Here is a 22932-nt window from a genome sequence, read left to right as displayed (position 1 = left end):
CGATGCTCACTTTCATCACAGAAATTTTATCTACACCAGCATTTATATTAGGAATCATCGCAGCCATTGGATTAATTGCTTTACGAAAAACAAGCTCGGATATTATCAAAGGAACACTTAAAACTATTTTTGGCTTTATTATGTTACAACAAGGATCAGCAATTATTGTTGGAAGTTTAATACCTTTTAGTACAATGTTTGAAAATGCCTTCCAATTAAAAGGGGTGGTTGCAGAAGATAATGCAATTGCTGCCGCAGTACAGCAAGTTTTAGGAACAGAAACATCTTTAATTCTCGTATTTGGTTTTATTATTAATGTTATTCTTGCTCGAACGACTAGATGGAAATATATCTTTTTAACTGGTCATATGATGTTTTCATTTGCGGCTACTATGGCAATCGTATTTGATCAAATGGGCTTTAGCAGCTGGCAAATAATTCTATTCGGTTCCATTGCTCAAGGGATTTCAAGCATTGTCTTCCCTGCCTTAGCTCAACCATTTGTACGTAAAGTAACTGGTAATGATAATGTCGGTTTTGGTTTCTGGGGAAGTTCACTAGTATGGTCAACAGGATGGATTGGTGGTAAATTTGGAAATAAAGCAAAATCTACGGAAGATATAAAAGTACCAAAGAAATTAGACTTTTTAAAGGAAATGTCCGTATTAATGGGAATTGTGATGGCGGTAATTTACATCTTCACTTCCTTCTTTGTAGATGAGCCTGTAATGAGAGAATTAGCAGGGACACAAAGCGATGTATTATTCGCAATATTGCAAGCATTTACTTTTGTTGTCGGAATATTAATACTACTTCAAGGCGTACGAATGTTTTTAGGTGAGCTCGTTCCAGCATTTAAAGGGATTAGCGAAAAAATTGTTCCTGGAGCAATTCCTGCACTAGATGTACCCATTTTTTACTCATTTGCACCAACAGCAACAACGATTGGCTTTTTATGTGCAGTAGTTGGTGGACTTGGAGCAACACTGATTTCGACAATGATGCCAGTTGTGGTACTACCTTCAGTAATTGGGTTGTTCTTTATGGGAGGTGCAGCTGGAGTATTTGGTAATGCTATGGGAGGAAGACGTGGAGCGATTATTGCTGGTTTTTTACTTGGATTTGTTTTCCAAATGATTGTTGCAATTGCTTACCCGATATTAGGATTAGACGGTTATGGTATTCAAGGGCTATGGTTTGCCTCAACAGATGCAATTATCGTTATAGTAATTATTCGCCTAATCGGAGTATTGTTTGGTATTGCGCTTTAAAATAATAAAGGAGATGGATTAGAATGGAAAAGAAAATCAGAACAGTACTTGGTGATATTTCTAAAGAAAGCTTGGGGTTTACGTATTCACATGAACATTTATGGTGTTGCCCACCCCCAGTTCAAAAAGATCGTGATTTTGAGTTAACAAATTATGCTGCATCTTTAGAGGAATTAAAAACATTTCATTCTATTGGTGGAAAAACATTAGTAGATGCTTCGACGCTTGATTACGGCCGCGATGGGAATAAATTAAAATCCATGTCCGAAGAGTCGGGGGTCAATGTTTTAGGTGTAACCGGATTTAATAAGCATATTTATTTTCCAGATTGGGTACGAGAAGAATCCATCCAACAAATTACCGATCGATTAATTCATGATATTGAAAAAGGAATGGATGGGTCAGATGCTAGAGCAGGAATCTTAAAATCTGGTTCTTGGTACAATTTGATTCATCCTTTAGAAGAAAAAGTAACTCGTGCGGTTGCTTGGGCACAAAAAGAAACCGGTGCGCCTATCTGGTTGCATACAGAAGCTGGAACAATGGGACAAGAGATGTTAGCCATTTTAGAAGAAGAAGGTGTTAATTTAGAATTGGTTGCAGTTGGGCATAGTGATCGTAATGCCGACCCATACTATCATTTAAAACTCGCTGAAAAAGGTGCTTATGTACAATTTGATGGGTGTGGCAAAGTAAAATATTATCCAGATAGCACACGGGTTGATTTAGTGAAAAATATGCTTGAACATGGCTTTGGAGATAAACTACTTATTTCTGGTGATATGGGGAGAAAAAGTTATCTGCATGCTTATGGCGGAGGACCAGGTTTCCGTTATATAAAAACTAAATTTATTCCTAGATTATTAGAAGAGGGTGTTAGTGAAAAAGAGATTAACGCAATCTTTTATGAAAATCCAGCTAATTGGTTAGCAAAATTTTAAAGGAGGGGATACGTTTGATAACCATCGAAAAAAATGAAATCATGGCCATAATTCGTGATGTGGACCCAGTGGATATCATTCCCATTGTGGAAGTTTTAATAGATGAGGGGATTACAACGCTTGAGGTTTCGCTTAGTAATGAAGCAAAGGGGTTAGGGTGTCTAGAAGCATTAAGCCAACACTATTCAAAAGAACAATTAACACTTGGAGCAGGTACCGTTGTCTATCTAGAACAAATAAAAAAAGTGCAACAAGCAGGCGCGACATTTATTATTACACCAGGTTTTGAGAAAAATATAATTAAAGAAAGCAAACGACAAGGAATAGCCATTTTTCCAGGAGTTTTTTCACCGGGAGAAATTATTGAAGGGTTACAATTAGGCGTCGAAATTTTTAAATTGTTTCCAGCTGGAGAGCTTGGACCAACCTACGTTAAAAGTTTAAGAGGACCATTTCCAGATATCCATTTAATGGCAGTTGGTGGAGTAAATGCGAGAAATAAGGAAGAATACGCAGCAGCAGGGTGTGACTCTTATGCTATTGGGAGTGAACTAGTTCCTCGCGGGGCAACGAGAGAAATGCTGGACAAAATAAGAGCAAATGCAAAAGCTTTTCAAAGATAGGATGGATGAGTAATGACGCAATCAGCCAAAAAAATAATTAATATGACGCGAGATGAGGTACAACAAGCATTAGCGGATTTTCCTGTAGCCATTTTACCACTTGGAGCGACTGAACAACATGGACATCATTTGCCACTCGGGGTAGATATTTTTTTAGCAGAAAACCTTGCTAACATAGTTTCTGAAAAAACAGGTGCAGTAGTTATTCCGACTATGCCATTTGGGTATTCATGGGTATGGCGGGATATACCAGGAACAATCTCTATTCAGCAGCATCATGTAGAAGCTATTATTAAAGATGTAGCGCATAGTGTGTCAAGATATGGCGTAAAAATGCTTGTACTAATAAATGGACACGATTCGAATAATAGCTCTATGAAATATGCTGTTCGTGAATTAGCGGATGAACTAGATATGCCTGTCCTGTATTTATTCTATCCGTCACTTTCAGAGGTAATGGCAACGAATTGTGAGTCAGAACCTTGGTATGGAATGATTCATGCGTGTGAGTTTGAAACTTCTCTTATGCTAGCAACTAAAAAAGAACTAGTGACAATGGATAAAGCAGTAAAAGAGTATCCAGAAAAACCTGTATTATATGGAAAAACAACTATTTCATTAGGAGACTTGAGTAAGAGTGGGGTGTACGGAGATGCAAGTCTTGCTACAGAAGAAAAAGGTAAAAAAATGGAGCAGATTTTTGCTAATAAAATGGCAGAACTTGTTTTAGAAGGCTATGAATATTTCACTAAATAACACAAAAACCACTTCTTAAAAAGGAGTGGTTTTTGCGTTATTTATGTGACATTATTTCATTTCAAGTAAACGTTCTTTTAGTTCTTGTTCCATAGTTACAAGTTCTTTTTCTGCTACGGCACGTTTAGCACGGCCTTCTTGTTGGATTTTAAGCGTTTCTTGTAAAGTTTCAATTAAGCTAGATTGTGTTTCTTTCAGGGTTTCGATGTCGACAATACCCCTTTCATTTTCGCGCGCTGTTTCGATAGCATTTGTTTTTAACATATCAGCATTTCGTTTTAACAGCTCATTAGTTGTTTCAGAAACTTGACGTTGAGCTGCTACAGCTTGTTGTTGACGAAGTAGGGTAAGCGCTATGGCTACTTGGTTTTTCCATAATGGAATGGCAGTCATAATGGATGACTGGATTTTTTCTGCAAGTGCTTGGTTTGTATTTTGAATTAAGCGGATTTGCGGAGCTTGTTGGATGGTGATTTGACGACTTAATCGTAAATCATACACCCGTTTATCAAGTCGATCTGCAAATTGCGTTAAGTCATTTACTTCTTGATAATCCATTTGGTCGCCAGTTTGCTCGGCTTTTTTGCGAAGTTCTGGGAGCATTTTCGTATTAATTTCTTCTAATTTCAATTCTCCAGCAGCAATATAAATATTAAGTGCTTGGAAATAATCTTTATTTTTATCATAAAGCTGTTCTAAGAAAGAATTATCTTCTATTAAACGCTTTTTGGAGTGTTCCAGTTTCAACGCGATGCGGTCTATTTGGGTACCAATTTTTTGATATTTAGAAGTAATTTCATTGATGGATTGTTTTACTCGGTGGAACATTTTTGTGAAAACATTTTTGTTGCGAGCAGCTAATTCGTCGGGATCTGCTTCTTGTAGGCGATACATTAAATCACTAATAATATCTCCAATTGGACCAACATCTTGTTTTTGCACATGAGCAAGCATTGAATGCGAAAAGTCATGCAGTTTAGCTTGAGCAGGCGCACCGTATCCAAGAATTGCAGCTTGGTTACCTGGTTCTATTTGTTTCGATAATTCGAGTGCTTGTTTTTTGTTTGTTTCCGTTAGCATATCTACTAAACGAGGAGCTGCATCTGTTTCGTTATTAACAATACTTGCTGCAGATGCACCATCCGTTCCAAAAGGGTTAGCAAGAAGATCATCTAACGTCTGGTTAAATTCTTTTTCAATTACTAAGTCTTTTAATTCATTCGTTTCTTCACTTGGCTTTTTCTCGGTCATCTTTTGTACCCCTTTCGAGTTTCTTTTTCTGTTTGGAAATGGAGTTTTTTGCTACTTCTAATTCGAAATCAAGGTTGTTTACATCTTGATTTAAGAGCGTAAATAAATCCTTTTCAATAACACGACTTAAATCATTTAAAAGTGTGCGCGTATCAGAAAGTGTTTGGTAGATTTTTTTGTCTTTGACAGGTTGTTTTTCTAAGAAAGCATATTTTTCCGTAAGTTCTACCAAAGAATCAAGGTGGGAGAAAAAGAAATCTTCTGCTTCATAAAAACGCTTTGGATCTTCTTTTACGATACCGTAAATCCGTTTTGTAAGTAAAAGTGTTTTATTGCGCTCTTGGAATGAATAGAGAGCCTTATTTTGTGTCATGATTTTTTGAAGGCGGATTATTTTCACACGAGCTTCTTCTAAGTTGGTGCGAATATATTTATATTCTTTTTTAGTTAACCCAGTGGCAATCATTTGTGCGCGATCCCCAGCTTTGGATGAAAAGAAAAATAGGACAGCTGCAACAGCTATTGTGATTGCTGCAATTATCAAGCCACTTTGGATAATGGAAGTAAGAATACCACCCAAAATAATGACAAGTAAAATGGAACCAGTGAATGCTAATATTTTTTTTAAAACGGTCATTATACATCTTCTCCTTTAAGTACCTGTTTGAAAGGTCCGCTTTTCTAGGTATATTTTTCTAAAAACAAATGATACTGCAAGCAATCTACTAGTTAAGTATATTTAGTATCTCGTAACTAGGCAAGTTGAAGGATTTTTATGTTTTAGAAAGTGTACTTTATTTGTCCTTATCATACCATATTTAGAAAATAGATGTTATCAGTCGTGCGATGTAAATTAAACTCGGACTTAGTTATCTTATAGTGAAAAAATAAGAAGTAAATCGCTTAATCGGTGTAGAATGAAGCAAAAAGCATTCCGTTTTAAATAATGGAATGCTTTTTTGATTTCAAATGATGCTAACTATCATGAAAATACTAATGAATAAATTTCTCGTGATGCGTACTAATCATTGCTTCATCAGCAGCATTTGGTTCTAAATATTTTTTTGCGCTATTAATTGCTATCGGACCCTCATGTAAACCAGCTGCGATAATACGAATTTTTCTCGGGTAAGCAGCACTATCTCCGCAAGCAAAAATTCCTGGAATCGTTGTTTTCATTTCATCATCAACAAGAATGCCAAAATCTGTTAATGTAAAGCCCCATTCAGCCATTGTTCCTAAATCTACTTTAACACCATGATTGATAAAAAGGGCATCTGTTGAAATAGTTTTAGTGCTGTTTGTTTGATTGCAGTAAAGTGTCGTAGCAGTTAATCGGTCGTTAATTCCAAATAAAGCGCTCATTTCATGATGGATATGAATTTGAACACGGGAACTTTTTAAGGCTTTTACACGCTCCTCATGTGCTTTAAAATCTTCCCCACGATATATTAAATGAACTTCTTTTGCAATAGGCTCTAATGTATGCGCCCAATCAATTGCAGAATTTCCGCCACCAGAAACAGCGACAACTTTGTCACGAAACTGTTCCAGATTTTTTACATCATAGAAAATAGCGTCAGGAAAATTTTCAGCATGTAAAGCGTCTAAGCGATTAACTTCAAAAGTACCACTACCTGTCGCGATAACAATCGTTTTAGAAAAATGGATTGTCCCATTTTGAGTAGTTAATTGAAAAGTGCCATTAGATAACTTAGTGACGTCTACTACACGCTCATTACAGACAATGGTTGGATGGAAAGTCTCTGCTTGTTCTTTTAAATTAGCTATTAGATCCGCACCAGTAATAGCAGGGATTCCACCAATATCACGAATAATTTTTCCAGGAAAAAAATAACGTACTTTGCCACCAACAGCTGGTTCGGCATCGATAATTTTCGTCTTCATGGACCGAAGACCGCTATAAAAAGCAGCAAAAAGACCAATAGGCCCTGCACCGATAATGGTCACATCATAGAGATCATTTGGCAATTGAATCAAGCTCCTTTACAATTTCACAACCATTGCAAGTTTCATAAGGCAGGCAAAGAGGGACACCGCTTCGTGGATCAATTAAAATATCGGCTTTGATATTAAAGACATCTTCCAATGTTTCTTCGGTCATTACACTAACCGGCGTTCCTTCAGCTACTACTTGTCCCGCTTTAATTGCAATCATGTGATGGGCGTATCGCGATGCATGATTTAAGTCATGTACAACCATAACAATCGTGCGGTTTTCTGATTGGTTTAATTGTTTGAGTAAATTTAATACATCTAATTGGTGCGTCATATCTAAGAATGTCGTTGGTTCATCTAAAAATAAAACATCTGTCTCTTGAGCAAGGGCCATTGCAATCCAAGCTCTTTGGCGCTGTCCACCTGACAAACTATCAATCGGACGATCCGCAAACTCGGTTAAATTGGTTACTCTTAGCGACCAGAAAATAATTTCTCGATCTTTTGCAGTAATGGATTTAAAACTGCTTTGATGAGGAGAACGGCCATAAGAAATTAATTCGAAAACCGTTAAACCATCTGGAGCAGAAGGGTTTTGAGGTAAAATTGCTAACTGCTTGGCGATTTCTTTGGTTGGCTGACTATGAATGCTTTTACCGTCTAAATACACCGCACCTTGGCTTGGTTTCATTAATCGGGACATTGTTTTTAATATAGTGGACTTCCCAGAACCATTTGCTCCAACTAGAGCAGTTATTTTATTTGATGGAATGGCTATATCTAAACTATCCACAATGATTCGTTTATCGTAGGAAATTTGTAGATTATCGGTATGCAAGTCTTTCATTTTTATCGCTCCAATTTCAATTAAAATGATAATCATTCTCAATGCTTAAGTATAGAGTTTTTCTAACAAAAATGCAAGTCTTAGTCAATAAAACAAGTTGCATCAAATGAAATATTTCGCTATACTAATTGAGAAACATTATCAATTGTAAGGGGGAAGTATATTGAAAAAAAGAATTAGTTTGTTACTAATGGTGCTTTTAACTGTAGGAGTTATGGGTGCTTGTGGAAATAATAAATCGGCCGATAATGAAAAAGTCGAAATGCGTACTTATACAATGACGAATGGTGAAAAAGTCGAAATACCAGCGCATCCAAAACGGATAGTTGCTTCAGAATACTTAGGAAATATTGTCTTACTGGGTTTAAAACCAGTTGGTGCCAGAGAAAAACAATTGGAAAACCCATTTCTTAATGGAAAGATAGCTGGGATAGAAGACATCGGTGATCCTGTTTCTGCGGAAAAAGTAGCAGAATTAAAACCGGATTTAATTGTTGTTTCAAAAGAAGATGAGTTCGAACAAATGTCTAAAATTGCGCCAACTGTTTTAATTCCATATGCAACTTCTAAAACAGTAGAAGAAGATGTACGCCAGATTGCTGATTTGGTTGGTGAAAAAAAAGCTGGAGAGGCATGGATTGATAGTTTTCATCAAAAGGCTAAAGCGGCAAAAGCAAAATTAGCTGGAAAACTTGATGCGGATGAAACTATTGGTATTTATGAGGTCCAAGATAAAGATTTTTACGTTATGGGTCAAAATATGGGACGTGGTGGTCAAGCAATTTATAACGCCCTAGAACTAAATGCACCAGCAAAAATTAAAAAAGATGTATTAGACGGTCAAGATTGGCAGAAGATTTCATTAGAAGTTCTACCTGAATATGCAGCAGATCGAATGTTTATAACAAAGAATTCCTCTAGTGATGCGAAAGATGGTGAAAAAACACTACAAGAATTAACGAATTCGCCAATTTGGAAAAACTTACCTACCTATAAAGCAGGAAATGTTTACCAAATGGATTTTGATACAATGTTTTATTATGATCCTTTAGCCGTTGAAGGTCAGCTAGATATTATAGTAGATAAATTACTTGATTCCAACTAAATATTGCGATTAGCGAGGTAAATTGATATAATTTTCTTTGCGATTGATAATTATTATCACCTAAAACGAGCAGAGATATCAAATGGAAGGAATTTGTGCAGATGGATAAGTCAAAACAGTTAAAAATGAACACAAGACCAGCTGTTGCTATTTTTATACTTACAGCTGGGCTTGTAGCGCTCCTTATTATGGCGCTATTTGGCATTGCAGTTGGAGCGGCAGATATTCAATTAAGTACTGTCTGGGATGCGCTCTTTCATTATAACAGCTCAGAAACAGACCACCAGATTATACGGAGTTTGCGTGTTCCAAGGGTAATTGCTGATATGGCGATTGGTGCCGCATTTGCCGTGGCAGGGGCCATTATGCAAGGGATTACAAGGAATCCGCTTGCTGACTCTGGACTTTTAGGACTAAATGCTGGTTCTACTTTTATGGTAGCAATTTGTTTTGCTTTTATGCCAGGTCTTAGTTATAATTCGTTAATAATTTTTTCTTTTGTTGGAGCGGCAATTGGGGCGTTTATGGTGTTTGGTGTTAGTTCCATTGCAGGTAGTGCCATGTCACCAACACGATTAGTACTTGCTGGGGCAGCGGTTAGTTCACTTTTGACTGCGTTGAGTGAGGGGATTGCGATTTACTTTAAATTAAGTCAGGATTTGGCATTTTGGTATGCTGGTGGAGTTGCTGGTGTGAAATGGGGTCAACTTGCGGCAATTTGGCCATGGTTACTGGGCGCATTAATTGTAGCACTACTTTTAAGTAAGTCTATTACCATTTTAAGTTTAGGCGATGATATTGCAATTGGTCTTGGCGAAAATACTACCTTAGTTAAAATTGCTTCCATGCTCGTCGTGCTTGTTTTAGCGGGCTTAGCTGTATCTGTAGTTGGTCCGGTTGGATTTATTGGTTTAATTGTGCCTCATTTGGTCCGCTATTTAGTAGGGGTAGACTATCGGTGGATTATTCCTTGCTCAGCAGTTGTTGGGGCGTTTTTAACACTGGTTGCTGATATTGTAGCAAGAACGATTAACCCGCCATATGAAACGCCAATTAGCGTGGTTTTCGCTTTAATTGGAGTTCCTTTCTTCCTTTATATTGCTCGTAAAGAAAGGAGGAACTTATAATGTATATGACTGCAGCAGAAAAAAGGAAAAAATCACAGCGGATATGGACTATTATTATTTTAAGTTTATTTATTTTTATTATATTTACATATAGTGTCAATGCAGGTTATTCTAAATTACCATTTTTAGAAGTAATAAAGTCATTCTTTGGGATGGCGGACCCAGGCACTCAACTTATCGTGACAGAGTTTCGATTGCCAAGAATTGTTATCGCACTTTTGGTTGGCGCTGGTTTAGCTGTTTCGGGAACAATTTTACAAGGCATTTCTGGAAATGGACTTGCTGATCCAGGAATTTTAGGGATAAATAATGGTGCTGGTTTAGCTGTTATGCTTTATATTTCTTTCTTCCCTTCAACCATGGAAGTGCCTGTTTTATTTATGCCATTTATCGGATTTATTGGTGCGATTTTGACTGCGTTTGTCGTGTATGGTCTTTCTTATAGTCGAAAAGAAGGTTTGTTGCCTAATCGCTTACTTTTAACTGGGATTGCTGTTGCGGCGGCAATTGCAGCACTGATTACACTTTTAAGTATTCGACTGGATCCACAAAATTATCAACGGTATGCAGAATGGATGGCGGGAAATATCTGGGCATCTAGTTGGCAATATGTTTATGCGCTTTTACCCTGGTTGATCGTTTTAGGTGCGATTGCTTTTATGAAAGTGAAGACACTAGATGTTCTTTCTTTCGGTGATCAAGTAGCGACTGGACTTGGTGTTCGTGTTGAACGAGAAAAATTTCTTCTATTAATTGTCGCAGTTGGTCTTGCCGCAGCTTGTGTCTCTGTTAGTGGCGGGATAGCGTTTATTGGACTAATTGGACCGCATATTGCTAGGAGATTAGTCGGTTCAGCGCATCGTTTTGTAATGGTGACTTCTGCACTTGCTGGCGGCTTATTATTACTTTTAGCGGATACAATTGGACGTTTAATTATTCAACCTTCCGAAATATTTGCTGGTATTGTCGTGGCGGTTATTGGTGCCCCGTATTTCTTATTTCTTCTTGCTAAAGCTAAATAAGAATTATTATAAATAACGAGAAATTTTATAGTAATTGATAATGATTGTAGACAGCCTATTGCTTTTGTGATATGTTAGTAAACATAAGCAATAGGAATTGAATACGAGGAATTTAATAGGTTGGAAAAGGATTTCCAAGCTTGCATTTTATTTATAATTATTATAAACTGTATTTATTGTTAAATGATAATGATGATAATTTAGAAAGACAACTTGTTATTGCAACTAAGGGAGGAACCAGAATGGAAGGGCGTATTGGACGCATTAAAGCACAACTTCATGATGCTAGTTATAAATTAACTCCACAACGAGAGGCAACTGTTCGCGTTTTACTTGAAAATGAAAAAGATCATTTAAGTGCAGAGGAAGTTTTCTTGCGTGTAAAAGATATTGCGCCTGATACTGGACTTGCAACGGTTTATAGAACATTAGAGCTATTAACAGAGCTTCGTGTAGTAGATAAAATTAACTTTGGTGATGGTGTATCTCGTTATGATTTACGACAAGAAGGCGCCAAGCATTTCCATCATCATCTTGTTTGTTTAGAATGTGGTTCCGTAGAGGAAATCCAAGAAGATTTATTAGAAGATGTAGAAAAAATAATTGAATCAAAATGGCATTTTCTTGTAAAAGATCATCGTCTAACTTTTCAAGGTGTATGTGCCGAGTGCAGACAAAAATCAAAAAAGAATAATGGTTAAGTGAGTTTGAGATAATCTGTCTCAAACTTTTTTTGTGAAAAAACGTGAACTGAATTGTGCGAAAAGTATTACATGTTTTTTTCATCGCTTAAACGTTTTCACTTGAAGCGGAACGTGTTAGAATAGGACTTGTGGAGGAAACGCTTATGAATGATTTAATAGATGATTTTTTACATTTTTTAATTGTAGAGAAGGGCTTATCACAGAATACGATAAAAGCTTACGAACGGGATATACATTATTTTGTTTCTTATATGAATACAGCGAGTAATTTTACTGATCCAAACACTCTTAAAAGAAGCGATATCGTTGGATTTATGGCGTTTGCGCGAAATGAAGGAAAATCAGCAAGAAGCGTTGCAAGATATATTGCTTCGTTGCGGTCTTTTTTTCATTACTTAATGCACGATGGGAAAATGTCCCACGACCCAATGATTCAAATTGAAACGCCAAAACAAGCGCAAGGGTTGCCAAAAGTATTAAATTTAGATGATGTAGAATTATTGCTTCGTTCCTCAGATATAAGTACACCGCTCGGGCTTAGAGACCAAGCGATGATGGAAATTTTATATGCAACGGGGCTTCGTGTGACCGAACTCGTGCAGCTTAAAATGGATGATTTACATTTACAAATGGGCTTTATTCAAACCATTGGTAAAGGGGATAAAGAAAGAATCATTCCACTTGGAAAAACCGCAACCAATGTGTTAGAAAAGTATTTAGAGGAAGCAAGACCGAAACTTAGAAAGCCGAAATACCGCAATGATTTTGTATTTTTAAACCATCATGGTCAAGGACTTACGAGACAAGGATTTTGGAAAATATTAAAAGGTATTGCGAAAGCGTCGGGAATTGAAAAGCCGATTACACCGCATACTTTGCGCCATTCATTTGCCACACACTTACTTGAAAATGGGGCGGATCTCCGTTCAGTACAAGAACTTCTTGGCCATGCGGATATCTCCACTACACAAATTTATACCCATGTAACCAAGCTGCGGTTAAAAGATGTATACAAACAATTTCACCCGCGTGCTTAAAAATATAATGGAAAAGGATGAGTAAATATGCCAGATAAATTTAAACGAGTACATGTAGTTGTAATGGATTCAGTTGGTATCGGGGAAGCCCCAGATGCAGCAGAATTCGGTGATTTTGATGTAGATACATTTGGCCATATTGCGAAATTTGTTGGCGGATTAAAAATGCCAGAAATGGGCAAACTTGGCTTATCAAATATTCGTGAAATAGAAGGAATTAAAAAAGCAGAAAAACCACTTGCATACTATACAAAAATGCAAGAGGCTTCTAATGGGAAAGATACGATGACAGGTCACTGGGAAATTATGGGACTATATATTGATACGCCATTCCGCGTTTTTCCTGATGGCTTTCCAGCTGAATTAATTAACCAAATCGAAGCAAAAACTGGTCGCAAAGTAATTGGTAATAAACCTGCTAGCGGCACAGAAATTATGGCTGAACTTGGCGAAGAACATGTGAAAACAGGAGCTTTAATCGTTTATACATCCGCTGATTCAGTGCTGCAAATTGCGGCTCATGAAGAGGTGGTTCCACTTGAAGAACTATACGAAATTTGCGAATTCTGTCGTGAGATTACTTTAGATGACCCATATATGCTTGGCCGGATTATTGCGCGACCTTTTGTTGGAGAACCTGGAGCATTTGTAAGAACACCAAATCGTCATGACTATGCGCTAAAACCATTTAAACCAACTGTGATGGATGCACTTAAAGACGGTGGTAAAGAAGTCATTGCGATTGGGAAAATTTCTGATATTTTCGATGGTGAAGGTGTGACGGAATCTATTCGTACGAAATCTAATATGGACGGAATGGATCAATTTATTTCTATTCTTGACAAAGACTTTACCGGAATGAGTTTCCTTAACTTAGTAGACTTTGATGCGCTATTTGGTCATCGTCGTGATCCACAAGGTTATGCGGATGCATTAGTAGACTTTGATGGTCGTTTAGAAGAAGTAATGGAAAAACTAACAGCGGATGATTTGTTGATTATTACTGCTGATCACGGAAATGACCCAACCTATACTGGTACAGATCATACACGCGAATTTGTTCCATTACTAGTGTACTCACCTCGCTTTAAAAATGGTGGTTCAGAACTAGAATTACGAAAAACTTTTGCCGATCTTGGTGCAACAGTTGCAGACAATTTTGATGTAAAAATGCCTGAATACGGAAAAAGTTTCTTAGCAGACTTGAAATAGGAAAAAGGAGGAACAAGCATGAGTTTAGAAAAGGTAAATGAAGCAGTTGCAAAAATTAGAGAAAGTTACACTGGAACACCAAAAATCGGATTAATTTTAGGATCTGGATTAGGAGTGTTAGCGGATGAAATTACACAACCAACAAAACTTTCTTATAGTGAAATTCCTCATTTTCCAGTTTCCACAGTAGAAGGACATGCTGGACAATTTGTTTTTGGTGAATTAGAACATAAAGAAGTAGTTGCGATGCAAGGGCGCTTCCATTTTTATGAAGGGTATTCGATGCAAGAAGTTACTTTTCCAGTTCGAGTAATGAAAGAGTTAGGTGTTGAAGTGCTGATTGTAACTAATGCGGCTGGCGGTGTGAACGAACTGTTTTCTGCGGGAGACTTGATGCTAATTTCAGACCACATTAACTTTACTGGAACAAGTCCGCTTATTGGGCCAAATGATAGTCATTTTGGACCTCGCTTCCCAGATATGTCGGAAGCGTATAACTTAGATTTACGTGTCGAAGCTAGATTAATTGCGCAAGAGCTTGATTTAACCATTTGTGAAGGCGTTTATGCTGGATTTAGCGGTCCAACCTATGAAACACCTGCAGAAATCCAAATGATGCGCACACTTGGAGCAGATGCAGTTGGAATGTCAACAGTACCAGAAGTAATTATTGCGAACCATGCTGGACTACGCGTTCTAGGCATTTCTTGCATTACTAATATGGCAGCTGGGATTTTAGACCAACCACTTTCACATGAGGAAGTTATCGAAACAACAGAACGAGTTCGTAGCACATTTTTACAATATGTAAAAGCGATTGTTGCTAAAATTTCTTAAAGTAATTGGTTGTACAAGTTCAGCTGATTTCGTTATTTTCTGAGACAGGAAGATATTGAAATCAGCTGAACTTTTTTCATGGATTTGATATTATTTTTAGATAGTTATTGTCGCTCGGCTTCTTAGTGTGCTACTATATAAAAGAACTTTTAAAAATCTGTAATGTAAAGGTGGGATTGGCGTGACGTTTGAACGGCTAGGAACAATGAATGTAAATGCAGAAGGACATCTCGAAATTGGAGGGGTGGACACTTTAAAGTTGGCCGAAAAATATGGCACACCGCTTTATGTTTATGATGTGGCGCTAATCCGAGACCGTGCAAGAGGATTTAAAAAAACATTTGAAAATCTTGGTGTGAAGGCACAAGTTGCATATGCCAGCAAGGCTTTTTCTGCTGTTGCGATATATCAGTTGATGGCAGAAGAAGGGTTATCACTGGATGTAGTATCTGGCGGAGAACTATATACAGCCATTAAAGCTGGATTTCCAGCAGAACGTATTCATTTTCATGGTAATAACAAAAGTGCTGAAGAAATCCATATGGCGCTTGATTATGGCATTGGTTGCTTTGTTTTGGATAATTATTATGAAATTAGTTTATTAGAAGATATATTAATAGAAAGAAATGAGAAAGCATCTGTGTTAATTCGAGTTACACCAGGTATTGAAGCACATACGCATGACTATATTTTAACGGGGCAAGATGACTCGAAATTTGGGTTTGGATTAACAAATGGGCAAGCGGAACTAGCTATTAAGCAAGTTCTTGGAGCAAGTGAGGCTTTTGACTTAATTGGTTTACATTGCCATATTGGTTCACAAATTTTTGAAACAACTGGGTTTAAATTAGCAGCCCGTCGAATTATGGATAAATTAGTTGAATGGCATCAAACACTCGGCTTTGATTCCAAAGTACTTAACCTTGGAGGCGGCTTTGGAGTTCGTTATACTGCAGAAGACGAACCATTAGAACCAAGCGAATATGTCCGCCAAATCATGGAAGAAGTAAGGGATGTTGCAAATACAAATGATATTGCTATTCCAGAAATATGGATTGAACCTGGTCGTTCTTTAGTTGGGGAAGCTGGAACAACACTTTATAAAGTTGGTTCTAAAAAGGAAGTACCGGGTATTAGGAATTATGTAGCCGTTGATGGCGGTATGTCTGATAATATTCGTCCAGCTTTATATGACGCGCATTATGATGCAGTACTTGCGGCTAGTCCAGAGAAAGAAGCGGAAGAAACTGTTGCTATTGCAGGGAAATGTTGTGAGTCTGGCGATATGCTGATTTGGGATTTACCACTACCAAAATCGAATGCTGGAGAAGTTTTAGCAGTTTTTTGCACCGGAGCATATGGTTATGCAATGGCTAGTAATTATAATCGTATCCCTAGACCTCCTGTAGTTTTTGTAGAGAATGGCGTAGATAAATTAGTAGTGGCTCGCGAAACATACGAGAATTTAGTGCAAAATGATCTTTCATTATAGTAGGGCGGGACAAATATGGTAGAAATGAATTTTAAGGTAGATGCATTTGAAGGACCGCTTGATTTACTTCTGCATCTAATCGGGCAGTTAGAAGTGGATATATATGATATTCCAATGGCTGAGATTACAGACCAATATATGGAATTTGTTCACACTATGCAAGAAATGGAACTAGATGTAGCTAGTGAATATTTAGTAATGGCAGCCACTTTGCTTGAGATAAAAAGTAAAATGCTTCTTCCAAAACAGGAATTAGAAATTGATTATGATACACTAGTAGAAGAAGAAGATCCACGAGATGCTCTAGTGGAGAAATTAATGGAATATAAACGTTTTAAAGAGGCTGCAAAAGAATTAAAAGAAAAAGAAGCAGAACGGAGCTTTTATTTCAGCAAGCCACCAATGGATCTTGCTGAATATGAGGATGGTTCCCATGTGGCTGAACTAGATGTATCGCTGAATGATATGCTAAGTGCTTTTAATAAAATGTTACGACGCAAAAAATTAAACAAACCACTGCATACAAGAATTACAACCCAAGAAATTTCGATAGATGACCGAATGGACGCTGTTATCGGGAGATTGCAACAACAACCAAACCACCGCTTGCGTTTTGACGAGTTATTTGAAGAACGGACGAAGGAACAGTTAGTTGTTACATTTTTAGCACTTTTAGAATTAATGAAACGAAAATTAGTTGAAGTGGAACAAGTGGAAAGTTTTGCCGATTTATATGTGTTAGGTAAAGGGGAAGAACTATCGTGACTAGAGAAGAACAAATAGGTATATTAGAGAGCTTACTTTTTGCTGCAGGAGATGCAGGACTTTCAACAGAACAATTAACCGGAGTTATGGAGATTACGCATATTGAAGCACTCAATTTATTAGAGTTGTTAAGTGAGCGATACAATGAAAATGCTGATCGAGGACTTATTTTACTAGAACTAGCAGGAACATTCCAACTTGCCACAAAAAAAGGGCATGCAGAATATTTGCGAAAATTAGTGGAAGTTCCAAGCAATACTGTCTTATCACAAGCATCCCTAGAAACATTGGCGATTATTGCTTATAGACAACCTGTAACAAGAATGGAAGTAGACGAAGTGCGTGGAGTTCAAACAGATGGACCAATCCGTACATTAGTTGCCAAAGGTTTAGTAACAGATAAAGGACGAGTGGATGGTGCTGGACGAGCAAAATTATATATAACTACAAGTGAGTTTTTAGATGCATTTGGGCTTAATTCTTTAGATGATTTACCAAAACTTGCTGATTCAGAAACAGAAGAACCAGACCAAAACGAAATGGACCTGTTTTTTGACCGGTTTAACCAAAATAAAGAACAGGAGGGGAAATAAAGATGGAACGTTTACAAAAAGTAATTGCAAATGCAGGTATTACTTCTAGAAGAAAAGCAGAAACACTGATTAAAGAAGGAAAAGTAACAGTAAATGGCAAAGTAGTAACAGAATTAGGTGTTAAAGTTAGTGGAACGGAACGCATTGAAGTGGAGGGAATTCAGTTAACAAAAGAAGAACATCGCTATTTCTTATTTTACAAGCCTAGAGGAACTGTATCGGCTGTTACAGATGATAAAGGACGGACGACTGTAGCGGATTATTTTGCAGATATTCCAGAACGACTTTACCCAGTTGGAAGACTTGATTATGACACATCGGGCTTATTGTTAATGACAAATGATGGGGATTTTGCTAATCTATTAATGCACCCTAAAAATGAAGTTTCTAAAACCTATATCGCCCGAATAAAAGGTATTCCGGAAAGAGAAGTGATTCGGACGTTAGAGCGTGGCGTAGTAATTGATGGCCGTAAAACTGCTCCAGCGAAAGTGAAAGTACGTTCATCAGATAAAGCTAAAGATAAAGCAATTGTAGAAATTACTATTCATGAAGGTCGGAATCGTCAAGTACGTAAAATGTTTGAAGCAGTAGGATTTGAAGTGCAAAAACTTTCAAGAGAAGAATATTCTTTTTTAAACTTGCGTGGCTTAAATGCTGGTGAGCGAAGAGAGTTATCTCATCATGAAGTAAAACAATTAAAGACAGAAGCAAGGTTTGGTAAGAAAAAATAACGATGATAATACTACAGATAAACTAATTTTCTCTATTAAATAAACTTTCTAATAGCGCGTTTTGTGAAAAACATGTATAATTTAATTCGTAGGAAATTTGGTATAGGAAATGATACGTGTTTTCGTATGTGGGTACGGGAACTTCCAATTAGTTATATTAATTAATTCTGTATGTAAATGAGAGTTAGGGGATGAATACTTATGAGTGAACAAGTTAGAGTGCTCGTTGTGGATGATGAGGATCGGATTCGCCGACTTCTTAAGATGTATCTCGAACGAGAGAACTATCGTATTGAAGAGGCTAGTGATGGGGATCAGGCACTTGACATGGCACTGAACAATAATTATGAAGTAATCCTACTTGATTTAATGATGCCAGGTAAAGATGGAATTGAAGTATGTCGTGAATTAAGAGAATATAAAGCGACACCAGTTGTTATGTTAACAGCTAAAGGAGAAGAGGCGAACCGAGTACAGGGTTTTGAAGTTGGTGCAGATGATTATATTGTCAAACCTTTTAGCCCAAGAGAAGTAGTACTACGGGTAAAAGCAGTTCTTCGTCGTGCAAAACAAAACTCTGAAGAAGGCGCAGGCGGAACTCCAGGAGATATTATTACCTTCCCTCATTTGAAAATTGATAATGAAGCCCATCGTGTTATTGTTGATGGAAAAGAAATCGGTTTAACGCCAAAAGAATATGATTTACTTTATTATTTAGCTAAATCACCAGACAAGGTATTTGACCGAGAATCACTTTTAAAAGAGGTATGGCGTTATGAATTCTTTGGCGATTTGCGTACGATTGATACCCATGTGAAAAGACTTCGAGAAAAATTACATGATGTATCTGAAGACGCAGCAAGAATGATAGTCACTGTTTGGGGTTTAGGATATAAATTCGAGGTTCCAGAAGAATAAACTTATGATAGCGGACAAAGACGTTAAATCGGCAAGTGTTATGCCGCACGTGCTTTGTTCCGTTGTTTTTTTGTGGGAAGCGAGGTGAGATGGATGAAAATATGGAATAGTATTGTTGGTAAAATTTGGAGTACCATTATTTTGCTTTTAATTGGTATTTTAGTTATTTCTGGTTTTTTAGTTGCGATGATTTATGAAAAAAATAATATTACCCAAATTACCAAAGTGTTGGAAGATACGACTACGAGTATTATTAAAGTAATGAAAGAACATGATGCAGTAATTTCGACTCAAAATAAAAATGATTCACCGCTTACTTTATTAGATAATACATTAGGTGTCATTATTGAGCAGGATGGTAAAAATGTCTATCAACTACAATCACCAGATTATGTTTCCTCCACCTCGGCAGATAAATTAATACATGATAAAACATTAGATAAGGCATTAGAAAAAGAAAATATTGTTACAATGAAGTATAATTTTAAAGCGGATAGTCATGCAATGCCAGTGGAAATTTCTGCGCAAAAATTTGTTTTAGATAATGGAGATTCTGGGGTTGTTTATGTTTACCAATCGTACAGTACTATTTTGCAAGTAAATAAAAAAACGATGACCACACTGATAGTATCAGGGATTATTGCAGTATTTATTACATCCATCTTATCGTTTGTATTCTCATCAAGAATGGCTTTCCCGCTTCGAGAAATGAAAAAAATTGCTATTGCTGTTTCCAAGGGTAACTTTGATAATCGTGTACCGACATACACTCATGATGAAATAGGCGAACTTGGTGTAGCTTTTAATGATATGGCTAAGCAGCTAAAATACAATGTTAGCGCCCTTCGGCAAGAAAAAGAACAGCTATCGAATATTTTAGTTGGGATGGCAGATGGAGTTATTAAATTCAGTATTGATAAAACAATTGTTTTAAGCAATCCGCCAGCAGAAGAATTTCTGCATAATTGGTTTTTTTCACCAGAAAACTCTGGAAAAGTACTGATACCGGTTGCGCTAGATAATTTATTGGACGATACACTTGAAGCGAAGGAATCCCAAGTTGGTGAAATCACATTTGCCGATCGGACGTATGTAGCCATTTTAACGCTACTTTATACTGGCGAACATGTTCGAAGTGTTGTAGCTGTTATTCGTGATATGACAGAAGAAAAACAACTAGAAAAAATGAAGAGTGATTTTGTTAATAATGTCTCTCATGAATTACGAACGCCGATTTCCATGTTGCAAGGATACAGTGAAGCGATTATTGACGGAGTTGCTCAATCAGATGAAGAAGTGCGAGAGTTTGCGCAGATTATTTATGATGAATCGCTTCGTATTGGTCGTTTAGTCAATGATATGCTAGACTTAGCACGAATGGAAGCAGGATTTAACCAAATGGATAATCAAAAGCTACCACTTGCGCCACTTTTAGAAAAAGTTATGGCTAATTTCGACGTTTTAGCAAAAGAGAACTTTGTCGAATTAGGCTTGGAATTAGAAACACCAGAGTTAGAATATTCCTTTGATCCAGACCGAATGGAGCAAGTGTTAATAAATTTAATTATGAACGCCATTCGCCATACTGGAAAAGAAGGATATGCTGGTAGAGTTATTTTAAAACAATCCATTGATGCAACTCAAAATAAATTAATTTTAACAGTCTCCGATAATGGTAGCGGAATTGCCGAAGAGGACATCCCATACTTGTTTGAACGTTTCTATAAAGCGGATAAAGCAAGAAAACGAGGAAAAGCTGTTGGTACAGGTATTGGACTTGCGATTGTTAAAAACATTGTGGAAGCACATGGCGGAAAAATTTCTGTTAAAAGTCAGCTAGGTAAAGGTTCTGATTTTATTATTACTTTACCACTTGGATAAATAGAATGGAGCGAAAAAAATGGACAAAAGACAAACAAAATTTTGTAAAGAATCTCTAGTAATTAAAACAAGTCGAGTATTTCCCTCGGACACAAATAATCATAATACTTTATTTGGTGGACGGTTAATGACTTATATTGATGATACTGCATCGATTAGTGCATCACGTCATTGTCGGACGGAAATAGTGACAGCATCAACAGACTCAGTGGACTTTTTAAAACCAATTAAAAATGACCATTCTGTTTGTTTAGAATCTTATGTTGCCTCTACTGGTAGAAGTTCAATGGAAATTTTTGTGAAAATCATCGCTGAAAATTTAAAAACCGGAGAGCGCTACTTAGCAGCAACTTCTTTTTTAACTTTTGTTGCGCTTGGGGAAGATGGTAAAACAGTTCAAGTTCCCCTTGTTGAACCAGAAACTGATGAGCAAAAGAGAATTCATGCTGGAGCCGAAGCAAGAAGTATTGCACGTAAAATCCGCTTAAAAGAAAATAAATCACTAGCAGAGTCTTTATCGACCAATATTCCATGGTAAAAAACTGAGAAAGCGTTTACGTGAAAAAAGTTACAAAAAAACTTGCGAAAAATTATATTCATGGTAAAATAAAATTTGTAAGAAAATATTCGTTCATCTTCGGGGCAGGGTGTAATTCCCGACCGGTGGTAAAAGTCCACGATCTGCTTTTATAGCAGTTGACTCTGGTGTAATTCCAGGACCGACAGTATAGTCTGGATGGGAGAAGATGTTGGCAGACCTTTTCGTTTGTCTTCACGAGCATGTGTTAGCAAGCTGTGATGCTTATTTAAGTATCTACCACTTGTATATTAATTCACAAACTCTCCCTCAACTTTTTTTAGTTGGGTTTTTTTATTTGCTTGGGTTGCGTTCGTTAAGCGATGTCACTCGCTTCTTTTGATGAACATCAAGGAGAAATGACAATGAAGAATTATTCAATGAAGGTTTTTGTAAGTGTGGCGGTACTTGGAACATTAGCATTTATACTAATGATGCTCCAATTTCCGTTACTACCAAGCGCACCATTTTTAAAGCTTGATTTTAGTGATATTCCAGCATTACTTGGCGGCCTTTTATTTGGTCCATTAGCTGTAATTTTAGTAGAATTAATAAAAAATGTGCTGCTATACATCGTTTCTGGTAGCCCAGTAGGTGTTCCAGTTGGAGAGTTAGCTAATTTTATTTCAGGGATATTTTATGTATTGCCAATTTATTATCTATTTCACTGGTTCCGCACAACGAAAGGAATGGTTCTTTCAACCGCTGTAGGGACAGTGCTAATGACGCTTGCTATGACTGTATTTAATTATTTTGTATTACTACCATTTTATATAAAACTCGGAGGTCTTCCGGCGAATACAGATATTGCATGGTTAATTACTTATGCTATCGTGCCATTCAACCTACTTAAAGGGGTTATTGTTAGTGCGGTATTCTTATTGCTTTATTCACGAATGAAAAAATGGATTGCTAAAAACCAAACTGCAAAAGAGCGGCGCAAATTCGAAAAGAGACAACAAGAAGCTAGCCATTAAAATAAATAAAAACCGTGAGTCCTGGGGGGCTCACGGTTTTTTAGTGAAAAGGTTTATCTGAAAGTTTAATGGAAAGTGAAGGACAAGCAAATTCGGCATCAATAACCATTTCGATTAAATCTTCGGGAATTTGTTTAGTACCAGAATTATCATCAAGCATATTAAAAGCCAGTCCTTCCGTATCATAATCAAATACGTCAGGTGCATGAATCGAGCAAGCTCCACAAGCAATACAAGTGTCTTTTTCAACACGACAATATTTCAATATTTTCCGCTTCCTTTCTAAAACGACTATTTGAAGCT

At 37.0% G+C, this 22932-nt stretch carries 24 protein-coding genes and 1 riboswitch; of the genes, 19 read left to right on the top strand and 5 right to left on the bottom strand.

All coding sequences use genetic code 11. The features are described from left to right. Nucleotides 1-2: 2 nt before the first annotated feature. The 4 genes from HCJ50_RS03255 to HCJ50_RS03240 are packed head-to-tail and all read left to right on the top strand — an operon-like array spanning nt 3 to nt 3591. Nucleotides 3-1271, top strand: a complete 1269-nt coding sequence (locus tag HCJ50_RS03255; protein ID WP_185345367.1) for a PTS ascorbate transporter subunit IIC — start codon at nt 3-5, stop codon at nt 1269-1271. A 23-nt stretch (nt 1272-1294) separates the two neighbouring features. After that, nucleotides 1295-2212, top strand: coding sequence for a phosphotriesterase family protein (locus tag HCJ50_RS03250; RefSeq protein ID WP_185345364.1), 918 nt, complete (start codon nt 1295-1297; stop codon nt 2210-2212). A 23-nt stretch (nt 2213-2235) separates the two neighbouring features. Continuing rightward, on the top strand, nt 2236-2835 hold the full coding sequence (locus HCJ50_RS03245) for a bifunctional 4-hydroxy-2-oxoglutarate aldolase/2-dehydro-3-deoxy-phosphogluconate aldolase (RefSeq protein WP_311769000.1): 600 nt from the start codon (nt 2236-2238) through the stop codon (nt 2833-2835). A 12-nt stretch (nt 2836-2847) separates the two neighbouring features. Next, nucleotides 2848-3591 (top strand): creatininase family protein, encoded by a 744-nt coding sequence (locus HCJ50_RS03240; protein WP_185345358.1) that lies wholly within the window; start codon nt 2848-2850, stop codon nt 3589-3591. A gap of 51 nt (nt 3592-3642) precedes the next feature. Here the strand turns inward: HCJ50_RS03240 and HCJ50_RS03235 are convergent, their stop codons facing one another. From HCJ50_RS03235 to HCJ50_RS03220, 4 genes are all read right to left on the bottom strand, one after another. Further along, complete coding sequence (locus tag HCJ50_RS03235) at nt 3643-4842, bottom strand: toxic anion resistance protein (protein WP_185345355.1); 1200 nt, start codon at nt 4840-4842, stop codon at nt 3643-3645. Continuing rightward, nucleotides 4820-5479: a 5-bromo-4-chloroindolyl phosphate hydrolysis family protein gene (locus HCJ50_RS03230; protein ID WP_185345352.1), complete on the bottom strand. Its 660-nt coding sequence runs from the start codon at nt 5477-5479 to the stop codon at nt 4820-4822. The genes HCJ50_RS03235 and HCJ50_RS03230 overlap by 23 nt, the downstream gene beginning before the upstream one ends. 356 nt (nt 5480-5835) lie before the next feature. Beyond that, nucleotides 5836-6834 (bottom strand): NAD(P)/FAD-dependent oxidoreductase, encoded by a 999-nt coding sequence (locus HCJ50_RS03225; protein ID WP_185345350.1) that lies wholly within the window; start codon nt 6832-6834, stop codon nt 5836-5838. Then, entirely contained in the window at nt 6824-7648 is an 825-nt protein-coding gene (locus HCJ50_RS03220; protein ID WP_185345347.1) for an ABC transporter ATP-binding protein, read from the bottom strand. Before HCJ50_RS03220 ends, HCJ50_RS03225 begins: the two co-directional genes overlap by 11 nt. A 163-nt stretch (nt 7649-7811) precedes the next feature. Between HCJ50_RS03220 and HCJ50_RS03215 the strand changes: the two genes are divergently transcribed. The 15 genes from HCJ50_RS03215 to HCJ50_RS03145 all read left to right on the top strand — a co-directional run bounded on the left by HCJ50_RS03215 (nt 7812) and on the right by HCJ50_RS03145 (nt 22629). Continuing rightward, nucleotides 7812-8753, top strand: a complete 942-nt coding sequence (locus tag HCJ50_RS03215; protein ID WP_185345344.1) for an iron-hydroxamate ABC transporter substrate-binding protein — start codon at nt 7812-7814, stop codon at nt 8751-8753. Between the two features lie 101 nt (nt 8754-8854). Continuing rightward, nucleotides 8855-9880: a FecCD family ABC transporter permease gene (locus HCJ50_RS03210; protein ID WP_185345341.1), complete on the top strand. Its 1026-nt coding sequence runs from the start codon at nt 8855-8857 to the stop codon at nt 9878-9880. After that, nucleotides 9880-10902, top strand: a complete 1023-nt coding sequence (locus HCJ50_RS03205; RefSeq protein ID WP_185345338.1) for a FecCD family ABC transporter permease — start codon at nt 9880-9882, stop codon at nt 10900-10902. Before HCJ50_RS03210 ends, HCJ50_RS03205 begins: the two co-directional genes overlap by 1 nt. A gap of 242 nt (nt 10903-11144) precedes the next feature. Further along, nucleotides 11145-11603 (top strand): ferric iron uptake transcriptional regulator, encoded by a 459-nt coding sequence (gene fur / locus HCJ50_RS03200; RefSeq protein WP_185345336.1) that lies wholly within the window; start codon nt 11145-11147, stop codon nt 11601-11603. Nucleotides 11604-11749: 146 nt separating this feature from the next. Next, a complete protein-coding gene (gene xerD, locus HCJ50_RS03195; RefSeq protein WP_185345334.1) occupies nt 11750-12643 on the top strand; it encodes a site-specific tyrosine recombinase XerD in 894 nt (297 codons plus the stop codon). Between the two features lie 27 nt (nt 12644-12670). After that, the gene (deoB, locus tag HCJ50_RS03190) at nt 12671-13855 is read left to right on the top strand and encodes a phosphopentomutase (protein WP_185345332.1); all 1185 of its coding nucleotides are present in this window, start codon (nt 12671-12673) and stop codon (nt 13853-13855) included. Nucleotides 13856-13873: 18 nt separating this feature from the next. Continuing rightward, complete coding sequence (locus tag HCJ50_RS03185) at nt 13874-14692, top strand: purine-nucleoside phosphorylase (protein ID WP_185345330.1); 819 nt, start codon at nt 13874-13876, stop codon at nt 14690-14692. A 181-nt stretch (nt 14693-14873) separates the two neighbouring features. Continuing rightward, nucleotides 14874-16184, top strand: coding sequence for a diaminopimelate decarboxylase (gene lysA, locus HCJ50_RS03180; protein WP_185345328.1), 1311 nt, complete (start codon nt 14874-14876; stop codon nt 16182-16184). A 15-nt stretch (nt 16185-16199) separates the two neighbouring features. After that, on the top strand, nt 16200-16949 hold the full coding sequence (locus HCJ50_RS03175) for a segregation/condensation protein A (RefSeq protein ID WP_185395468.1): 750 nt from the start codon (nt 16200-16202) through the stop codon (nt 16947-16949). Further along, nucleotides 16946-17542, top strand: a complete 597-nt coding sequence (scpB, locus tag HCJ50_RS03170) for an SMC-Scp complex subunit ScpB (protein ID WP_185345325.1) — start codon at nt 16946-16948, stop codon at nt 17540-17542. The genes HCJ50_RS03175 and scpB overlap by 4 nt, the downstream gene beginning before the upstream one ends. Nucleotides 17543-17544: 2 nt before the next feature. Beyond that, the gene (locus HCJ50_RS03165) at nt 17545-18276 is read left to right on the top strand and encodes a pseudouridine synthase (protein WP_185345323.1); all 732 of its coding nucleotides are present in this window, start codon (nt 17545-17547) and stop codon (nt 18274-18276) included. A gap of 201 nt (nt 18277-18477) precedes the next feature. After that, a complete protein-coding gene (locus HCJ50_RS03160) occupies nt 18478-19194 on the top strand; it encodes a response regulator transcription factor (RefSeq protein WP_185345321.1) in 717 nt (238 codons plus the stop codon). Nucleotides 19195-19287: 93 nt separating this feature from the next. Then, the gene (locus HCJ50_RS03155) at nt 19288-21075 is read left to right on the top strand and encodes an ATP-binding protein (RefSeq protein ID WP_185345312.1); all 1788 of its coding nucleotides are present in this window, start codon (nt 19288-19290) and stop codon (nt 21073-21075) included. A gap of 19 nt (nt 21076-21094) precedes the next feature. Beyond that, on the top strand, nt 21095-21613 hold the full coding sequence (locus HCJ50_RS03150) for an acyl-CoA thioesterase (RefSeq protein ID WP_185345310.1): 519 nt from the start codon (nt 21095-21097) through the stop codon (nt 21611-21613). A 91-nt stretch (nt 21614-21704) separates the two neighbouring features. After that, nucleotides 21705-21827: riboswitch (FMN riboswitch) on the top strand. Between the two features lie 190 nt (nt 21828-22017). Beyond that, complete coding sequence (locus tag HCJ50_RS03145) at nt 22018-22629, top strand: ECF transporter S component (protein ID WP_185345308.1); 612 nt, start codon at nt 22018-22020, stop codon at nt 22627-22629. 40 nt (nt 22630-22669) lie between these two features. Here the strand turns inward: HCJ50_RS03145 and HCJ50_RS03140 are convergent, their stop codons facing one another. Continuing rightward, on the bottom strand, nt 22670-22894 hold the full coding sequence (locus tag HCJ50_RS03140; protein WP_185345306.1) for a ferredoxin: 225 nt from the start codon (nt 22892-22894) through the stop codon (nt 22670-22672). Nucleotides 22895-22932 lie beyond the last annotated feature (38 nt).

The sequence above is a fragment of the Listeria immobilis genome (assembly GCF_014322765.1).
Taxonomy (GTDB): domain Bacteria; phylum Bacillota; class Bacilli; order Lactobacillales; family Listeriaceae; genus Listeria; species Listeria immobilis.
Note: the sequence above shows the minus strand (reverse complement) of the source record. Positions and strands in the feature narration are given on the sequence as shown.